Here is a 19758-nt window from a genome sequence, read left to right on the forward strand (position 1 = left end):
TTTCGTCCCTTTTCTCCTTCCTCCTCACCTTTAAAATCCTCCCCGATATTTATAAGTGCTTGCTACCTTGTCAATTGCCACAACGTATGCAGCGATCCTGAGGGATATTTTATGTTTTAGTGATGTTTCATATACCTTGTCGAACGAGTCTTTCATGATACGGTCGGTTCTCCGGTTTACCCTTTCGAGCGTCCATTTGTAGCCGATACGGTTTTGCACCCATTCAAAGTAGGAAACCGTTACGCCACCCGCATTGGCCAGGATATCAGGTACTACCATGATACCCTTTTCGTGGATGATATTGTCGGCTTTGGCCGAGGTTGGGCCGTTTGCGCCTTCCACGATCATCCTTGCCTGAATACTTTCTACGTTTTTTCGGGTTATCACATCTTCTTTTGCAGCAGGAACGAGTACGTCGACTGGTAAAGAGAAAATCTCATCTCCAGACATGGCTTCGGCACCAGGGAAACCTTCAAGAGAGCCATCATTATTATTTCGATAGGCCATAGCAGCTTCAATATCAATTCCGTTATCATTGTAATATCCTCCTGACAGATCGCTGATAGCCTTTATTGAAACACCACGTTCCCGAAGAAGCGAAGCAGCGTGAGTGCCGACATTCCCAAATCCCTGAACTACTGCAGTGGCGCGATATGGGTTAATCCTCAATTTTTCCATACCAGCCAAAGCAGAAACCATTACCCCACGACCAGTTGCCTCTGTCCGGCCAAGTGAACCGCCTAACACCAGCGGTTTTCCGGTAACCACGGCCGGAATGGTCATTCCTTTTGCCTTGGAATACTCATCCATAAGCCAGGCCATTTCACGCGGGCCGGTCCCCATATCTGGCGCTGGTATATCCTGATCCGGACCGAAAACATCGAGCATCGCCGTGGTATAGGCACGCATCAATCTTTCAATTTCACCCGCCGACATTTCTCTTGGATTGCAAGCTATTCCGCCTTTTGCGCCTCCGTAAGGTATATCCACAACGGCGCATTTCCAGGTCATCCATGCTGCCAGTGCGCGTACTTCGTCCAGATTGACATCCGGGTCAAAGCGGATCCCCCCTTTACTGGGGCCGAGGATGGTAGAGTGAATGACCCTGTATCCTTCAAAAGTTTTTATTTTACCCGAATCCATCGTAACAGGCAGGCCGACAATGACTTGCTTCCGCGGGACTTTAAGGATATGGTACATTTCATCTGATATTTCCAAAAGTTCAACGGCTTTGTCAAAACGTTGCATCATTGACTCCAAAGGATTTTCCTTGTCCTTAATCGGAGCCGGTTCTATATATGACATATTGATAGGTAACTGGCTGTTATTTAATTAATTAAAATGTGTTATGTCCAATTACGACATAAACATACACCTTTTAATAATATGAATAAATATCAAGCCACAACCAGCCACCGATGCTCGATTTTGGGAAATAGAAGATTGTTTTTTAAGCTTGGTGTAACCTGAAAGGATATGAATACTTCCTCCGAATATTCAAAATAAACAATATGCAATTCCCAATTATGAGAAATCGATAAATTGTATAATTTTTATAAAAAATTTTGTACAACGTATTTATCGCCCAGCGATATGTTTTTTGACTAATAAGTGGTCGTTAGTGCAATCTCGTGAGATTCAAGCCATTTTTTACTGAGTCCAACAAAGTGCTTTAAGTAATTTTCAGTAAAAAATACGTTGGACCAGTTCTCGAATCTGGAAGCCTGGACGCCCAGGTAAAAGATCCAGATGGCGAAACCGACATATGGGATCAGCTTCATTTCGGCATCTGAAATGGGCTGTGTTTTTTGATAACCTTCGAGGAAATGTTTAAGTTTACTTTCATATGCCCCTTTATCAGGTTCTGTGTGAAAGAGTTGCATGATGAAGTATGCAATATCTAGTACCAACCACCCATTCCCACAAAAGTCGAAGTCGAATAGGGAAATTTGGTTTTGCTCCGTGATGTTCATGTTGTCATACCAGATATCCATATGTACGATTCCTGAACGAAATAGCTTTTGATCTACCGTCTCAAATTTCTGCTGAACGATCTTACTCATAGCTCTGACGAATTTCATCTCGTCCAATGATTCGTCGAAGAATTTGAGTGTGGTTTGATAGGGGATATGGAGCAGGGATTCGGTATTATATTGAATTCGATGCACGCTTTTGTTCACAGTAACGGTATGCAGATGCGCCATGATTTCTCCAATTCGGAAGCATTGATCGGCTGACAGATTTCGAACTTTTTTACCTTCTACAAAGGAAAAAAGAACCGCATATCGCAGCCCTTCGGGCGCCAGGATGGACTGTAAATAACCGCCTGATAGTAATGGAACAGGTCGGGAGACGGGAATATTTTCTTCAAAAAGTAGATTCAAAAGTCTGATCTCTTCCCGGATCTCAACTTCGGATCGCCAGCCAAAACTATATACCCTCAGAACATATCTTTCCAGGCCGTCCTGAACCATATAGGAATCGTTGATACCCGTACGAAAAATGGTGCAGGCTGTACTTTCTGAAAAGCCATATGCTGAGATCAGCAATTTTGCAAGGTGCGTGCCGGAAAGGGTGGAGTTGGTGACTGGGAATACTTGCATATGTGGTTTTGTTTAAACGCGGAGTTGTGAAGAGTTTATCTCGGAGTCACGCTGAGTTTTCAGATTTGACTGCGTTACTCATATAACTCTGCGTTAAATTTATAGCTCAAAAGCAACTGCAATTCATAAAAAAAGGAGACGCGAACCGCATCTCCTTTCCAATATATATGAAATGAATTAAACCATTTCAACCTTGTTAGCATAACGCTTACGATCATTTTCTTCCAAATAGATCTTACGCATACGCATGCTTTGAGGTGTTACTTCAAGATATTCATCCTTCTGGATATACTCCATAGATTCTTCCAAAGAGAAGTTAATTTTCGGAGCGATTCTCAATCCGTCATCCGTACCAGAAGCACGCATATTGGTCAATTTCTTCGCTTCCTGCAAGTTAACCACGATATCGTTCGGACGGTTATGCTCACCGATTACCTGGCCACCATAAATTTCATCACCTGGCTCAACAAAGAAACGGCCACGATCCTGCAATTTATCAATGGTATACCCTGTAGCCGGACCTGTGTTTTTCGAAATAATCGAACCACTGATACGACCTGGAATTGGTCCACGGAATGTTCCGAATTCCTTGAAACGGTGCGTCATGATCGCTTCACCTTGTGTTGCAGTCAACACGTTCGAACGAAGACCGATCAAACCACGTGAAGGAATTTCAAACTCAAGGTGTTGCAAATCTCCCTTCGGTTCCATAATCAAAAGCTCACCTTTTCTTTGAGTAGCCAATTCGATTACTTTTCCAGCAGTTGTTTCAGGAACGTCTACTACCAATGTTTCGATCGGCTCAAGGCGTTGACCGTTTTCGTCTTCTTTGAACAATACCTGCGGCTGACCCAACTGCAATTCGTAACCTTCACGACGCATGGTTTCGATCAATACAGAAAGGTGAAGGATACCACGTCCGAAAACAAGGAATTTATCTTCAGTATCCGTAGGCTCAACACGCAAAGCAAGGTTTTTCTCTGTTTCTTTCAACAGACGGTCACGCAAGTGACGAGAAGTAACGAATTTACCTTCCTTACCAAAGAACGGAGAGTTGTTGATTGTAAACAACATATTCATGGTAGGCTCATCAACCGCGATACGAGCGATTGGCTCCGGGTTTTCAAGATCTGCCAGCGTATCTCCGATTTCGAAATCGTCAATACCAGTAACAGCACAAATATCGCCAGCGCCAACTTCGGCAACTTTTATTCTTCCAAGACCTTCAAAAATCTGAAGTTCTTTCACTTTCACTTTTTTGATCACGCCGTCTGCTTTGCAAAGCGACAATGTTTGTCCTTCTTTCAGACCACCACGTTTCACACGACCGATCGCGATACGACCAACGAATGCGTTGTAGTCAAGAGAAGTGATCTGCATTTGCAAAGTTCCTTCTTCGATAACCGGTGCAGGAATTTGCTCAATAATAGTGTCCAACAAGAAAGTGATGTTGTCTGTTGGCTGTTGCCAGTCAGCGCTCATCCATCCTTGTTTCGAAGAACCGTAAACGGTAACGAAGTCAAGTTGGTCTTCAGTTGCACCCAGGTTGAACATCAGGTCAAATACACTTTCCTGAACTTCTTCCGGGCGACAGTTTTCTTTATCTACTTTGTTTACAACCACGATTGGTTTCAAACCAAGCTGAATAGCTTTACCCAAAACGAAACGGGTTTGAGGCATAGCGCCTTCAAAAGCATCTACCAAAAGTAGAACACCATCCGCCATTTTAAGTACACGTTCCACTTCTCCACCAAAGTCGGCGTGACCTGGAGTATCGATTACATTGATTTTTACATCTTTATAACGTACAGATACGTTTTTTGAAACGATAGTGATACCACGTTCCCGCTCAAGGTCATTATTGTCAAGAATAAGATCATCGAACTCCTGATTGTCTCTGAACAATTTTGAAGCATGGATGATTTTGTCAACCAGAGTCGTTTTACCGTGGTCAACGTGCGCAATGATTGCGATGTTACGAATGGCTTGCATTGTGTTATTTTTCAAGTGTTTATGGCCTCCGAATGGAATTAAAATTTCGCCTCAACTAATTCCGCTACATTTTTCCGGCCAAATAGGGTGCAAAGGTACAGAGTTTTTTAGCTGAATCACAGTGTTTTACAATTAATTTATCGTGAACAATCAAAAAAAGGCATACCGACTTTGATAAGTGCAAAAAAGTGAAATTTAATATTGGATGGGTTCAATATCGAGCTTTTGGCGCTAACCCTTTCATTTTGGAGAATGGTAGGGTTAGCCACCGAAAAATGACCTCCGATTGGGTCGCTGGAGAATATTGCCTTTAATCTCAATTGCTTTCTTTCAGGATTAATTCGCGAAATACTTATTAGGGAGTTTCGAAGTATTTACCGAATTGTTCAGCCTTCTTGGGATATATATGTTTAGATAAACTAAGGCTTGTAACCACCGTTGTCTATAGTTATATTTATCTGAAAATAAGTAGAACCCAACTTACTCACCCTCCCATGCCTAACACTTTAACTGAAACTGTAAAAAATCTCCCTATTCTGGGAAAATGGGTCCGCAAATTTAATACTTACAGAACGAGGGTTCCGGCCGGGCATTACTACAGCCCTATCGTTTCAGTCGACGAAGTGAAAAGAAGAGAAGCGCAGATATATCCGGTATTAAAAAAACAGGTTCCCGGAATAGCATTGAATGAAGAAAAGCAATCAGAGCTTTTGGCGCAGTGTGCAAAAAGTTACTATTCCGTCTTGCCTTTCACGCAAGACGTCAGTTCTGAAACGAGGTACTATTACAATAATAAATACTTCGGACACGCCGATGCTACTTCTCTGTACTTTGCTATTCGGCATTTCAATCCAAAAAGAATAATAGAAGCAGGATCAGGATTTTCATCGGCAGTTATGCTGGATGTAAACGAACGGTTTTGCAACAATAGCATAAAACTCAGTTTTATAGAACCTTATCCCGATCGATTGAATTCGCTATTGAAAGACAGCGATCGCAAATCAACGGAAGTGAAAGTAAGTGATTTGCAAGGGGTTGATGTTGAGTATTTTACGCAACTCGAAAAGAACGACATATTATTTATCGATTCGACGCATGTTTCGAAAACCGGTAGCGATGTCAACTATCTGCTTTTTGAAATTTTACCCAAAATAAAGCCCGGCGTAATCATCCATATCCACGATATCTTTTTCCCATTTGAATATCCCAAGGAATGGGTGATATATGGGAACGGCAGATTTGGCTGGAATGAGGCGTATATCCTTAGAGCGTTTTTAACCAACCAGGAGCAGTATGAGATTATTCTTTTCAATGATTTCATGCAGTCATTCCACAAAGAAGGTGTTTTGAAGGATATGCCAAATTATACAATGCATGGGCGCGGAGGAAGCATATATCTCAGAAAACGTGGTTGATTTTTAAACGGAGGTCGACTTCCAGGTGTAAGTTTGTTGATTGGACATCTGGAAAGAAATCGAAATACCGTTTATGGGCTAGGACCGGGGCAGCGGGGCTCTGGTTGGAATCTGTTTTTCAGGCTAATCAACATCATGTTTCCGTCTGTTCGTCTCCGTAAAATATTTTGCAATCGCAGGCTCGTTTCGTTTCTTTGCAAAATATTATTTTCAACATAAGCCCAGAATGAATAGAAACCTATTGGCCGGGGCGTTCCTGGCTTTCAGTACTTTGTGTTATGGACAGGACGATGCAAGCAAATTTGCAGCATCTATTACGCCTGAGGATTTGAAGAAGCATCTCGTCATCATCGCCTCCGATAGCCTGGAAGGACGAGATACCGGGTCGCCGGGGCAGAAGAAAGCTGCTGAATATGTAAGCAAGTATTTTAAGCAGTATGGTTTGGCTCCAATTGCGGTTGGAGAAGATGGTGTGAAATCTTACTATCAGAAGTATAAACTTTACAAAAGAAGCTGGGGTGAGGTTTCGGTTGCAGCAGATGGTCAGAAATACGAATTCAACAAGGATTTTTATATCAATGGCATAATCAACATTCCTAATGAAGTAACTACCGCTGCGGTTTTTGCGGGATATGGTATCGTGGATGCTTCGTACGACGATTATACCTCAATTGACGTGAAAGGCAAAACGGTTGTAATTTTTGACGGTGAGCCAAAAAGTGCAAACGATACCTTTGTACTTGGCGGAAGTTCGGAGAAGTCGAAATGGAGCAACAGTCTGGCTTGGCAAGAGAAGGTAAAACTGGCTCATGAAAAAGGAGCGACGTATGTTTTTATTATCTCCGAAAAGACGGGTGATGATTTTGATAAAGAGGTAAGACAGCGTGCGGTTATGGCCAGAAGATTTGGTGCTCCAACTCTGAAACCTGTTCAGGAGTCTCCAAACAATGTTTCGGCATTTGTAATTTCTCCAGAGGTGGCCGCAAAAATTCTGAAGACTACAGTTAAAGTTATTGCTGATAGCAAAACTAAAATTCAGAAAACCGGCAAGCCACTTTCAAAAACAGTTTCAGGGAGTGTAGCCGTGAAAGCTGAACGTATCGACAGCACAATTGATACTGAGAATGTGGCCGCCTATATGGAAGGTACTGACAAAAAGGATGAAGTACTGGTAATCAGCGCACATTTAGACCATATCGGAATATCTCCAGATGGTCAGATTAATAACGGAGCAGACGACGATGGTTCCGGAACTGTTTCCCTGCTGGAACTTGCTCAGGCATTCAGCGAGGCGAAAGCAGCCGGAAAAGGTCCGCGCAGAAGTATTTTGTTCCTGAATGTTACAGGCGAGGAGAAAGGACTTTTTGGTTCAGAATATTATGCCGAAAACCCATTGCTACCTTTAAAAAACACGATCGCCAATTTGAATATAGATATGATTGGTCGTGTGGATGATGCGCATAAGAACGATCCGAAGTATGTATATGTAATCGGTGCCGATAAGTTGTCTTCCAAATTAAATGAGATTAGTGAAGAAGCAAACAACAAGTATATTCATTACCAGCTGGACTATACCTTCAATGACCCGAAAGATCCGAACCGTTTCTACTATCGTTCGGACCACTATAATTTTGCTAAAAACGGTGTCCCGGTAATTTTCTATTTCACAGGTGTGCATGAGGACTATCACCGCCCGGGCGATGATGTTGAAAAGATACTGTTCGACAAGCAGGCTCCGATTGTGAAGCTCGTATTCTATACCGCTTGGGAGTTGGTAAATCGTGATGAAAGAATAGTGGTCGACAGCAATAAACAATGAGGTGAAATAACCCAATATATAGCATTCAAAGGTCCTGGCGTAAGTCAGGACCTTTTTTTGTTACTTCGGTTTTACTTACTGTATATCAGTTTTTTATATTAAGTAAAGTGTGCAAAACCACGGAGAATTACGTGTTTTGAAAAACGCGTACTCTGACTCTTAAAAAACGATGCAGGCCGACATAATTTTGGGGCATAAAATCTATTAGCCAAAACACCATGAATAAGAGTCGCATAACTTCCTCAGGAGGTAAATCAAATTGCCGGTCGCCAAGCCAGAATCGTGTTGGGTGATTCCCTGATAAAACAAGCTTATCCGTTTTATTCCATTCGTTTTTCGATAAAAATATGGAGCAATTTTATTAGCCATTCTTAACGAGAACATTATGAAAACTTTCAAAATCAAGGACTTAGTGATATCCGTCGGCACTGCCGAAAATGCGAAATTTACGCAGACACTTTGCGCGGTACCGTCTCATTTCTGTAACTGGCCAACACTTTGCGGCCACTTTACTTGTGGTGGATGTAGTGTGTTGTATTGTAGCCATTTGCCATCTCTGATTCCTACCGATATTACCATTTGGAAAACGACAACTCCGATTCAGCAGACGGTTGATGATATTGAAGAAAAAGAGCTTTTGGAATTCAAAAATCACTTAGCAGATCTTCAGAAATATGTGGACGTGAAAATCAAAGAAGCGCCGAATCAACTTGACAATCTGGAGAAAAAGCTGAACGAAGCGATTGAAGAAATAAAAGCACAAAAAGGAAAGTTCAGACCTAGATAGAATTCATCAATTCTATATCAACATACTATCTTCTTTAAACATGGAATTAGAGACGATAGTATGTTGATTACAATTAACAATGCCGCAATTAAAGTCTTGTTCAAAATTAGAAATGCCAGTAGTCATGATAAAGCTTAATTTTCTCCTCAACGCCACGTTTCGTTCCAATCCGGCATTTGAACTTATAGAATGGGGAAATCTAAACCAATCGGAGCAGGAAGCTTTGAACGGTTTGATAGACAACCCGGATATATATGGCGTTTTTCGCCGTCACAACAGTAAAGAATCGACAATCGCTAAACTCGCGTATACGGATGTTGCGTTACTTTTCTTTGCACTTCAAAAACCAGGTAATTTGCCGCAATATTTTCAGGTTGCTTATGATGACGAAGTGAATGAGACAATGGTCAAACTGGTTCTTGAAGGAGTATTTGAAGTTGAGGTGGAAGGTCAGTTTGTTTCCGGAGCATCTGCTCAGCGAACAGTATATCTTACAAACCCGGATGCGGTCAAAACAAATGGCGGTATCCTTTCCAAACTTTCAGAAAAAGCGATCGAATATGCATTGCATTTGAAAGAGGCAGATTCCCGGACATTGGCCAGCAAACTATATGGCTTCAATTCAATGCCCGGTTTCCCTATTTCGGAATATGATTTTGATAGTGTTGAAAAAGTGGAGCATTTCCTGGGTGTTGGAAAGGATGATTTATATAGCTGGGAACTGTATAAAAACTGGAACAAACAGGAGCCAACAGATAGCTATCACTGGCTTTCATGGTCAAGAAAAGACCGGGCAGAGTCGCATAATTCACGCGAAAATGATACCTATAAGATATACATCAGTCCGGTTCTCGCTTCTTTTCCTGAAGTGTTTATCAGAAGTGTGAGAGCCCTGACAAAATCAAAAGCATTCAGTTTTAAGACTGGAATGGACCGTGCAGGGCTGCTTCGCCCAGATAAATTTGTCGTTTACTTTCACCAACATGAAGATCTGCTGGAAGCTGCTGAGTTGTTAAAAGAAACTTTGAAAGGATATGAACCTCAAGGAGTGCCTTTCACTGGCGCACTGGATGACACCGGGATGCTTTCGTGGGGAGTGGATCCGCCCAATCAGGAGATGATGTCTGAGGCCGAAGGAGGAAGCTGGCGCGCCAGAATATCCGAAAAAATTGCCGGCACGATATCCCAAACCGATCTCGAAGGTTTGTCAGAGCAGAAAAAGCTGGATTTTATATTAAACAGAATATCACTAGACGGAATAAACCCGGTCCATTGGATTCCAAATTGAGGCGTTCGCTGGATAACACCATTTAAATAATAGAAATTAAATAATTGAAACCATGGCCGTTAATGATCTATATATATTGCCTGAAGATGTACAGCTACTACCCGTAAAGGAGCTGCCCGCTCAGACAGCCAGTAAATTTGAATACGAGGAGGATGATTTTGTGGTAACCTATACAAATGCCCGGAATACCAGTAAAGTAATAGACGCCGCGTCGGCTGCGCTGTTGAAAGAATTCAGAGCCCCTAAATCGCTGCCGGAAGGTGTTTTTACCTATTCGATGTTAAATAATCTGGACGCTGCCAAAACAATGGATGGCGCATATCCAATGTTGGTAAGATTGAGAAAAGAAGGATTTTTGGTCGCGTTCGACGGAGGGTCGCAGGAACAAAAAGTGAAGGTATATGGCAAAGGCGACAAGTTTAAACAATATGAAATTGTTTCGAAACTGGATGGCCCGAAGGATACGGAAATCTACAAAGTGAAATATAACAATGCCAATTACGCGCTCAAACTTCTTAAATCAACAGCAAAGAATCAGGTGTTGCTAACCGGTTTTTACAATGAGATAGAGATTTTGGAAAAGCTGGACGGCGGCGTAAACCCTCGCCTGATTGAATCCGGTGAATTTGAGCAGGATCACTATATGGTCATGAACTGGGTGGACGGCGAAAATATTATGGAAGCAACGGAACGTTACCGAAATCTTTCCGATTCGAAGAATATGATCGATATGCTGAATACGGCTATCAATGTGCTCGGAGCTTATAGCCATATCCACAGCCAAGGAATTGTTCATTCAGATATCCATCCGGGGAATATTTTAGCTGGCGAAAAAGGAGAAGTTCGGATCATTGATTTTGGCTTGTCCAGAGTGGCTTCAGATGAAAAATATGCTGGTCGCGGAGGGGTTAGTTTTTTCTTTGAGCCTGAATATGCCCATGCTATTTTGAGTCAAAAACAACCGCCTGTTTCCTCATTTTTAGGCGAGCAATATGCGTTGGGCGCGCTGGTCTATCAACTTTTCACAGGGAAACAATATCTTGATTTTTCATATGATCAGGAAAAACTATATACTCAGATTGCACAAAACGACCCGATCCCATTTATAAATTTCGATATCGACACCACGGCCGATGTTGAGGCGGCTTTGCGAAAAGCACTTTCAAAAAATCCGTCGGATCGGTTTGCTTCGGTGCATGAATTTTACGGCGAGTTGACGATGATCAAAAACGGTCTTTTGAACAAAGGGAGAGATAAGAAAAAGCTTTCAAATCTGGTTTACAATCAGTCGCTCAAGGATCAATATGGATTTAGCAGCAAGCTTCTGGCAAAAGGCCTACAGCAATCACCGACTTGCAATGTGAATTTTGGTGCCGCAGGTATCGCATATATGTACTTACGGATGGCGCAGTCGGAATCGGACACGAATCTCCTGTCATTGGCTGATATCTGGTCTGATCGTGCTTTGGGATATATCCATAATTATGAACGCAGCTTTTACTCCAAAGAAATGGACTTGAATCCTGCCACAGTTGGGGCAACATCGATATATCATACCGAAAGCGGAGTACATCTGGTTCAGGCGATGATCAGTAAGGAAATGGGGGACCACCATTCTTTTCTCACCGCAGTCCGGAATTTCATGTCTGCCGTAGAAAAACCATGCGATAATCTGGATTTGACTTTGGGTAAATCGGCTTCCCTGATGGGTTGTGCGCTACTTTACGACACGATGCGCTCTTTTATTCCTGGCATGGATGCGGACCTTTTAGCTTTGGGTAAAAAGATTACAAAAGAGATATGGGATATTTTGGATACCTATGCGGCAATCGGAGAAGAGAATCCAATCAGATATCGCGGAATTGCACATGGCTGGGCAGGTATTTTGTATGCGACATTGAAATGGAAAAAAACGTCCGGACAGTCGCTGCCTGCTAATTTCTTCCAGAGAGTGAATGAGCTTGCTGCCCTGGGTATTGAGGAAGGCGATTCAATGAGATGGAATATTTCAAACGATGAGCCAATATCCTGGACGGGTTGGTGTCATGGGTCAGCGGGATATACATTTTTGTGGACTTTGCTTTACAGCTATACGACTGATATCAAATATCTCACGATGGCCGAAAAAACTGTCCAGCATTTTCTGAAGGCCTCGGAGCCTAAGATCGTCAACGGGAGTTTATGCTGCGGAAAGTCGGGTGAGGGGTATGCGCTTCTGAATATTTACAATACAACAGGAAACGAATACTACTACAACGAAGCTAGAAAAATGGGCAAAAAGTTACTGCCTGGTATGCACGCTGGTCAAATGAAAAATCATAGTTTATACAAAGGAAATGTTGGTGCCGGAGTATTCCTTGTCGAATTGGAGCAACCGGCTTATGCAAAAATGCCTTTGTTCGAGTAGGTCTTACAGAAAGATTCTCCCGCTTGTTTTGACTTTTATTCCGGATTTTTTCTTCTTATTTGAGGTAGAATAAATCCGGAATAATTATGAACAGACTCCTGTTGCTGGGGATATTTTCCCTTTTTTATATACAAGCAAAAGCTCAGAAACCAGCGGGAAACTCGTTGTTGTGGGAGATTAAATCACCCGGCCAGACCCAGTCCAGCTATCTTTTCGGGACTATACATCTGATTTGTGCGAAAGATTTTTCGATCAGCGATTCATTGAAAAATTTGTTTTCAAAAACGCAGCAACTGGCTTTGGAGATCGACATGGACGATCCGACGATGACTGCCAAAATGATGAAAACCATGATGATGAGCGGAGATTCCCAACTCAAAACCTTGCTCACCGAAGTTGAATATACTCGGCTTAATACCTTCTACAAGGACTCAATGGGTATTTCAATTGACATGTTTAATAAAATGAAATCGTTTATTCTGATGGCTCCCCTCTATAGTAAAGTCATGAATTGTGAGCCGCAATCCTATGAAATGAAGCTTGTCGAAATGGCGACCCAACAGAAATCCGAAGTGCTCGGAATTGAAACGATCGAAGAGCAAATGGCGGTTTTTGATACGATATCTTACAAGGACCAAGTGAAAATGGTATTGAATATGGTGGACAGTTTACCAAAGGCCAGGAAGGAATTGTCTGAAATGATAGAGCTATACAAAGCGGGGCAAATGGATAGTTTGTATCAGGTTTCGATACAGAGTGACTATGGTATGGAAGGAGACGAAAAGGTGTTGTTAACAGACCGAAATCACCGTTGGATAGCGAGAATATCAAAAATGATAAAAGATAAACCTACCTTTTTTGCCGTCGGTGCGGCACATTTGGGAGGGCCGGATGGAGTGGTGGAACTATTAAGAAAGAATGGATATCAACTGCGGCCAATTGCAACCAAGTAAGATTCTTTGGGTGTGACGTTGGATTTTTTACCATTCAGAAGTTAAGCAAAGTTAGGTCTTAATGACTCTTAATTTCTAAATGGTTTAATCATAAATATCTTGATATCAGTTTTTAAAACCTTGTAATCCACTGCAAAAGCAACTCCGGTTTAATGAAAAGCGCAATGACCGCTACCAACAATACACCAGCCACAACACGGCCGGTCAAGATGTGATAGGTTTTATTAGCTACTAGATTGCTTGATTCCTGTTTTTTGAAAAACAAAAGATATGGCAGTCGCAAATAATAAGCCAGTGATATCGCTGCGTTCAATATACCTCCAATCAAAAGCCAGAGTATCCACGAATGCTCACGATTCAGGTAACTTTCCCAAAGAGAAGAGAAAATCAGCAATTTGGACGTAAATCCAACCGTTGGGGGTAAGCCTGCCAAACCGACCATTACTACGGTCAGAATACCGGCAATCCACATATTACTTTTACCCAGCCCTTCAAAATCCGACAGTTTTGTTTCTGAATTAGGATTCAGCAAGTCGATCAGGAAAAACGCCGCCATATTTAATATCAGATATCCCGCGGTGTAAAAAACCGCAGATTCGAAACCAAACTGGCTATATGCCACCACACCGACGATCAGATATCCGGCCTGAGCGATAGAGGAATATGCCAACAAGCGTCGCGCATTAGTTTGCCATAAGGCGGAAATATTTCCGATAGTCATACTGATCAGGCCCATTCCGCCAATGATCGGAAGAAACTGGCCGGGCATAATACTCGCCAGTCGCAGCAAAACCAATATGACTGCCGCCTTTGGAGCAACGGAGAGAAACGAAATCAAAGGCGTTGGTGCTGATTCGTACACATCAGGCGTCCAGACGTGAAAGGGTACAAGCGAAAGTTTGAACAGCAAACCACCGAGCGTCAGGATAATGGTACCCGTTACGACCAAATTTGAATTGTTGGCCAAACCGGAGGTCAGTGCCTCATTGGTGATATCCAGCGTGCCGGTAATGCCATATATGAATGATATACCATATAGCATTACCGCGGAGCTTGCCGCCCCGAAAAGTAAATATTTAATACCTCCTTCGGCAGCTTTTTTATACGGGGATATCGCTACGAGCAGATAAGATGATATGGAAACCAATTCAAGCGATAAGTATATCGTCAGAAAGTGAGTGGACATGGTGAGCAAATGAAGCCCCAAAACGACACTGACTATAAGTGCATTGAATTCAGCTGGAAAGTCGTATTTCAAAACACGAATATGCACCAGCGTGAAAAACCAGGCTGTTATAATCATCAGTTTAAAGAAAACAGCCTGATGATCTAGAAATAAAAGTGGCGCGAACCGGAAACTTGCGCGGTCATTCCATTGAGCAAAAACGAGTGCAAAAGTTAGTATGCAACCTGCCAGTGCTATATTCTGCAAGAGGGGAGTTTTCTTTGACGTCTCAGGATTCTTACGAAACAGAATTTCGGCCAGCAACAGGACACAGAATAATATCGCGAGGAAAATTTCGGGGATAATTCCGTCCAGGCTACTTCGTATATTGATCAGCTGTAGATTTAAATCCAATTTTGCAGGTACAATTTTTGTGGCAAAAGTAAACAAAGATGGTAGTGATTCCATCGTAATGTCACTAAACAAATCGTAAAATGAAAAATCTTGTTGGTGTTTTCTATATTTTGACTGTTTTCCTTGGGCATATTTCGATGGCTCAGGATTCAACAGCATTGGCGGGAACGAAGGTTACTGAACTTCAGGCTTCGGCAGGATCTTCACCTTTTCTCTTTGACGACTGGTATTCCGGCGCTGTAACCACAAAGGATGGCCAGGTATATGATGGCGTAAAATTTCGATATGATACCAGTAAGGATCAGCTTGAATTCAAGAAAGGTGCAGATACTTATCGAACGGGGCCGGACGTCACCGCATTTTCTTTACCCACCGGCGATGCGCTTTACAATTTTAGAAATGGCTTTCCGGCTGTTGGCAAAGCATCAGAGCAGTCATTTTATCAGGTTCTTTACGATGGTAATGTGAAATTGTTAAAGAGGTTCAGTCCGACTGGAAACAGCGTAACTGTTGCAAATGGCGGACAACTGTTCATTTTGAAAAACGAGAAAATGAATCCAGTTAGTCTTAGTGACCGGAATAGCTTTTTAAAAGTGCTCGCCGATCAGAAAAACAAGATGAATTACGTGATCAAAGAATCGCTGCTCGACTTTGACCAGGATGAAGATCTGGTGACGTTATTGGAGGAGTACGATTCGTATGTCGCAGGTAAGGGAGGAAATTAAAGAATATCGGGCAAGCCGGGATGATTCGAGGTATGTCTTGCCCGGTATAAATAGTTTACTTTGCCATCTCGCTTTCCGGCTGTTTTTCTCTTCTTCCAAAGAAGTATATTAACCCGAAATTGCTTTTCAACACTCCGCTTTCGAGGTCATCTTTGATATATGGGTTCAGTTCAATCGCAAGCTGTATATTTCTATTTTGTGGAAGTGGAGCAATTCTGGCTCCGAAATTGATTGAATATCCGTCGATTGTGATCAAATCGGCTTTGGGATCAGCTATTCGCAAAAGTGGATTGATTCTTACACCTCCACCGAGGTAATATTGCACGACCTTACCTCTCTTGATATTCACCATAGGAAGCAAATCAAAACTCAGGCCACTGAAAAGTGAATTTGCTTGTACCCGTGTGTCAAGCCAAAGCACTTTTGTGGGATTGGTGCTCACCGTTAAAAGACTATTCCAAGGATAGTAACCAACTGAAGCCTGAGCAAATAATGATGAACCGGATAATATAACCAGGGCAAAAACAAGCGGAATTAACCGTTTCATTAATATGGAGTGTTAAGTTAGATCTATTTCGGCTTCTAATGCAATTCCGTTTAGGCAAAGACTCAAAGGTTAAGATCCTGAATTACAGATCTCTTCGTTCCTTTCAGTCTTTGCTGCCAATCCCATCGCCGCAATGCAATTACCATTTTTCGCCAAACAATAATAGTTCTGGCGAGTGGTAAGATATTTTTATCGTTTCAAGGCTTTGGTCAGCTTGCCGGCCGCCTGCATGGTGTTCATTTTCTTCATCATCTTACGCATTTCATCAAATTGCTTGATCAAATTGTTGACTTGTAAAACGGAAGTTCCACTACCAGTTGCTATTCTTTTCTTACGGCTGCCATCGATGATATCCGGATTTTCTCTTTCCTTTTTGGTCATCGACTGGATGATCGCTTCGATCGGTTTGAAAGACTCGTTGTCGATATCCATATCTTTCATAGCACTTCCCATACCCGGAATCATACCAATCAGATCCTTCACATTACCCATTTTTTTGATCTGCTGAAGCTGACCAAGGAAGTCGTCAAAATCGAATTTGTTCTGACGCATTTTTGCGTTGATACGCTTGGCTTCATCTTCATCAAAAGCCTGCTGAGCACGTTCAACGAGCGATATAACATCACCCATCCCCAATATCCTGCTCGCCATACGATCAGGGTAGAAGGAGTCAAGCGCTTCCATTTTTTCACCAGTACTGATGAATTTAATTGGCTTGTCAACGATCTGACGAATCGATAACGCCGCTCCACCACGCGCATCACCATCCAATTTGGTAAGGACAACTCCGTCGAAATTCAGTCTTTCGTTAAAGGTTTTTGCAGTATTTACCGCATCCTGACCAGTCATTGAATCTACTACAAAAAGAATTTCAGATGGCTTGACAGACGACTTAATTTCTTCAACCTCTTTCATCATCACCTCGTCTACAGCCAAACGACCGGCCGTATCGATGATCACGATTTTCTTGCCGGTTTTGCGAGCATGGGCTACTGCATTTACCGCAATACTTACAGCGTTTTTGTTTTCCGGTTCAGAGAATACTTCAACGCCTACCTGCTCACCCAATACTTTCAGCTGTTCAATCGCCGCCGGACGGTATACATCGCAGGCGGTTAATAGTACCTGACGACCTTGTTTCTTAAGATGCTGAGCAAGTTTTCCGGAAAATGTAGTTTTACCAGAACCCTGAAGACCTGCGATCAAAATCACGGCAGGATCACCTTTGATATTGATCCCTTCTGCCTGGCCACCCATCAATTCGGTCAGCTCTTCCTGAACGATCTTGACAAACATTTGTCCGGGCTCAACCGAGATTAAAATCTTCCGGTCAATGGCTTTATCCTTGATCCGGTCTGTAATTTCTTTGGCAACTTTAAAGTTTACGTCGGCGTCAACAAGTGCTTTTCTTACTTCTTTAGTCGTTGCCGCAACGTTTATATCGGAGATACGATCTTTACCTTTGAGGGTTTTGAACGCGTTATTAAGTTTGTCCTGTAAGTTTTCAAACATGGGATTGAATGAATCAGATTCTGAATGCTATTGGAAATAATTTGCAAATGTAAGAATAAAATAAGGAGTACAGGAATCAACATCCCGTACTCCTTACTTTATTATCAATCTTATAATAAGAAATTACTGCTGTGGCTTCATCGAAACTGTAATGCCGGCCGGAATCGGTGCCCCTATCTCGTCGATCGCATATTGCTTGCTGATACCCTCATGCATGAAGTAATATGTGTCCCAAAAAGTGGCACTTTCGGTCCAAACGCGAACATCAAAATAAATGGCATTTTCAGTCAGCTTCGTAACCAATATATCATGGTCCACATCTCTCAATGCAGTCGGGCACGCATCAATTACCTTTTTAATAGCTGCACGAATCTTGTCTACTCCGTTTTGACTACCTGCAGCAAATACCATATCGACTCTGATTCGGCCTTTCCCTGAGATATTGGTAAGTGGGTTGGTCGACAATGGGCCATTAGGAAGAATAATGGTTTTGTTGTCAACTGTTACCAGAATGGTATTAAATATCTGAATCGCTTCCACAACTCCCACAAAGTCGCCTGATTTGATCAGATCACCTACGCGGAAGGGCTTGAAAATTAAAATCAAAACTCCGCCTGCGAAATTGGCCAAACTTCCTTGTAATGCCAGACCAACTGCTAAACCTGCGGCACCAAGAATGGCAACAAAAGAAGTTGTCTGGATTCCCAATATTCCTGCGATACTGAGGATCAGCATAACGTTTAACGTAACACTTATCAGGGAATTCAGGAAAGGTTGCACATCCCCGTCTACATGCCTGCGGTTCATTGCCGCGCTGAATAGCGATGTAATTTTGGAAATTATCAATCGACCAATAACCAGGACGATGATTGCCAACAAAATTTTGCCACCATATTGAGCCGCAGCGGCTAGAAGTGTGGCCTTAATCAGATCAAAATTTAGATTCTCAGGGATCATAGCTGGTTAAATGATTTGAAGTTGGACGTATACTGGCAAACATTGTCACGATAATACGTTAATTTTTAGCCAATCGCCAGACAGTCAATCGATAATAACAGAAAAATCAAAAAAGAAATGGGGTCGAAATCTGGCATTTTTCCAGATCTCGACCCCAACTAATTTAGCTACTTGTTGTAGTAATTATCTAAACTTTGATGCGATCCAACGGAACATTTTCTTTTCCTTTTCCCAGAAAAATGAGAACTGGCCTAGAAGAAATCCGTATATCAATAGCAGCGATTGATATGTAGGGAAGATGAAAAGAATATAGGTAATTGTTTTCAACCACATGGGTGTGGCGTCATCATATCCGAGCAAATGAAAGAGCCCTTTGCGGAGCCAAACCACAGAAGAGCCTGACAAACTGAAAACGGCTAAAACCAACAAAACCTGTCTGGTTGTTTCCAAACCCCATTTTTCTTGCATTTTTCCCAACCAGGGCTGCGCGTTTTTTGTCATCGTTTCGTAAGCTTGTCTATCAAATTTTTTTGCAAAGAAAGCATGCAATCGTCAATATCCCAGTATTGTAAAGAAGGTTTAATGATGATCCACGTCATTTGATATGTAAAGAACGACTCTTGGTAATTTTACTTAAATCAGTTATTCCGGTAGTCAGTCCTACTTTTTTTCAATAAAATGGGTGGCATCTTCAAGTGAAGTTTCCATCACTTTTTTCACTTCCTCAATTTTTGTTTTCTGATCCTTCAAATATGTTGTGGCCTGTTCTGCCGTCATGCCTTTTAGCGTATCAGCTTTGTACTGGTGCATCCAACCCATCATTTCATGATCAGCTTTTTCTAGTTTTTGAGAAATTTCTATCGCCATCTTTTTACGCGAATCCAGCTTGCTATCGGTCTTTTTAGATAACAGACTGTCCAATGACTTGATCTCTTTCCCAACTTTCGTTTTCATGATCATCAGATCATCCATTCGAGGCATGATGCTGTCATGGATGGCCATAATTTCCGCCGTTCGGGGATCCCCAGCGTGTTCGTGAGACATCGGATCGTGATCGGCTACTTCTTTTTCCTCTTGTTTTTCTTTTTGATTGCAGCTCAAGATAACAGACGCCATGAGAAGCAACGACATGATATGTTTAATCATAATGTCAAGTCAATGATTTAGATATGTT

General features: G+C 42.1%; 16 protein-coding genes. 7 read left to right on the top strand and 9 right to left on the bottom strand.

All coding sequences use genetic code 11. The features are described from left to right. Positions 1-30 precede the first annotated feature (30 nt). The 3 genes from AC1XUD_RS24890 to typA form a co-directional block, all read right to left on the bottom strand. Complete coding sequence (locus tag AC1XUD_RS24890; RefSeq protein ID WP_483363755.1) at positions 31-1305, bottom strand: Glu/Leu/Phe/Val family dehydrogenase; 1275 nt, start codon at positions 1303-1305, stop codon at positions 31-33. Positions 1306-1604: 299 nt separating this feature from the next. Next, entirely contained in the window at positions 1605-2603 is a 999-nt protein-coding gene (locus AC1XUD_RS24895) for a phosphotransferase enzyme family protein (RefSeq protein ID WP_483363756.1), read from the bottom strand. Positions 2604-2780: 177 nt separating this feature from the next. Then, entirely contained in the window at positions 2781-4595 is a 1815-nt protein-coding gene (gene typA / locus AC1XUD_RS24900; RefSeq protein ID WP_483363757.1) for a translational GTPase TypA, read from the bottom strand. Positions 4596-5089: 494 nt separating this feature from the next. On the opposite strand from typA, the gene AC1XUD_RS24905 reads away from it, so the two are divergent. The 6 genes from AC1XUD_RS24905 to AC1XUD_RS24930 all read left to right on the top strand — a co-directional run bounded on the left by AC1XUD_RS24905 (position 5090) and on the right by AC1XUD_RS24930 (position 13264). Continuing rightward, entirely contained in the window at positions 5090-6010 is a 921-nt protein-coding gene (locus AC1XUD_RS24905) for a class I SAM-dependent methyltransferase (protein WP_483363758.1), read from the top strand. Between the two features lie 226 nt (positions 6011-6236). Further along, positions 6237-7829 carry a M28 family peptidase gene (locus AC1XUD_RS24910; RefSeq protein WP_483363759.1) on the top strand — a complete coding sequence of 531 codons (1593 nt, stop codon included), beginning with the start codon at positions 6237-6239 and terminating at the stop codon, positions 7827-7829. A gap of 385 nt (positions 7830-8214) precedes the next feature. Next, positions 8215-8616 carry a hypothetical protein gene (locus AC1XUD_RS24915; protein ID WP_483363760.1) on the top strand — a complete coding sequence of 134 codons (402 nt, stop codon included), beginning with the start codon at positions 8215-8217 and terminating at the stop codon, positions 8614-8616. Between the two features lie 124 nt (positions 8617-8740). Continuing rightward, positions 8741-9904, top strand: coding sequence for a hypothetical protein (locus tag AC1XUD_RS24920; protein WP_483363761.1), 1164 nt, complete (start codon positions 8741-8743; stop codon positions 9902-9904). A 52-nt stretch (positions 9905-9956) separates the two neighbouring features. Next, the gene (locus AC1XUD_RS24925; RefSeq protein WP_483363762.1) at positions 9957-12311 is read left to right on the top strand and encodes a lanthionine synthetase LanC family protein; all 2355 of its coding nucleotides are present in this window, start codon (positions 9957-9959) and stop codon (positions 12309-12311) included. 86 nt (positions 12312-12397) lie between these two features. Then, positions 12398-13264 carry a TraB/GumN family protein gene (locus tag AC1XUD_RS24930; protein ID WP_483363763.1) on the top strand — a complete coding sequence of 289 codons (867 nt, stop codon included), beginning with the start codon at positions 12398-12400 and terminating at the stop codon, positions 13262-13264. Between the two features lie 112 nt (positions 13265-13376). On the opposite strand, the gene AC1XUD_RS24935 is transcribed toward AC1XUD_RS24930, so the two are convergent. Then, positions 13377-14897, bottom strand: coding sequence for an NADH-quinone oxidoreductase subunit N (locus AC1XUD_RS24935; RefSeq protein WP_483363764.1), 1521 nt, complete (start codon positions 14895-14897; stop codon positions 13377-13379). Between the two features lie 26 nt (positions 14898-14923). Between AC1XUD_RS24935 and AC1XUD_RS24940 the strand changes: the two genes are divergently transcribed. Then, positions 14924-15568 carry a hypothetical protein gene (locus AC1XUD_RS24940; protein WP_483363765.1) on the top strand — a complete coding sequence of 215 codons (645 nt, stop codon included), beginning with the start codon at positions 14924-14926 and terminating at the stop codon, positions 15566-15568. Positions 15569-15623: 55 nt separating this feature from the next. On the opposite strand, the gene AC1XUD_RS24945 is transcribed toward AC1XUD_RS24940, so the two are convergent. The 5 genes from AC1XUD_RS24945 to AC1XUD_RS24965 form a co-directional block, all read right to left on the bottom strand. Continuing rightward, complete coding sequence (locus AC1XUD_RS24945; RefSeq protein ID WP_483363766.1) at positions 15624-16115, bottom strand: hypothetical protein; 492 nt, start codon at positions 16113-16115, stop codon at positions 15624-15626. A 189-nt stretch (positions 16116-16304) separates the two neighbouring features. Continuing rightward, positions 16305-17627: a signal recognition particle protein gene (ffh, locus tag AC1XUD_RS24950; protein WP_483363767.1), complete on the bottom strand. Its 1323-nt coding sequence runs from the start codon at positions 17625-17627 to the stop codon at positions 16305-16307. A gap of 123 nt (positions 17628-17750) precedes the next feature. Next, positions 17751-18584: a mechanosensitive ion channel family protein gene (locus AC1XUD_RS24955; protein ID WP_483363768.1), complete on the bottom strand. Its 834-nt coding sequence runs from the start codon at positions 18582-18584 to the stop codon at positions 17751-17753. A 183-nt stretch (positions 18585-18767) separates the two neighbouring features. Beyond that, positions 18768-19085 carry a DUF6787 family protein gene (locus AC1XUD_RS24960; protein WP_483363769.1) on the bottom strand — a complete coding sequence of 106 codons (318 nt, stop codon included), beginning with the start codon at positions 19083-19085 and terminating at the stop codon, positions 18768-18770. A 159-nt stretch (positions 19086-19244) separates the two neighbouring features. Further along, positions 19245-19730 carry a hypothetical protein gene (locus tag AC1XUD_RS24965; RefSeq protein WP_483363770.1) on the bottom strand — a complete coding sequence of 162 codons (486 nt, stop codon included), beginning with the start codon at positions 19728-19730 and terminating at the stop codon, positions 19245-19247. Positions 19731-19758: the final 28 nt, after the last annotated feature.

This window comes from Dyadobacter sp. HNCC25DJ184 (assembly GCF_056895215.1).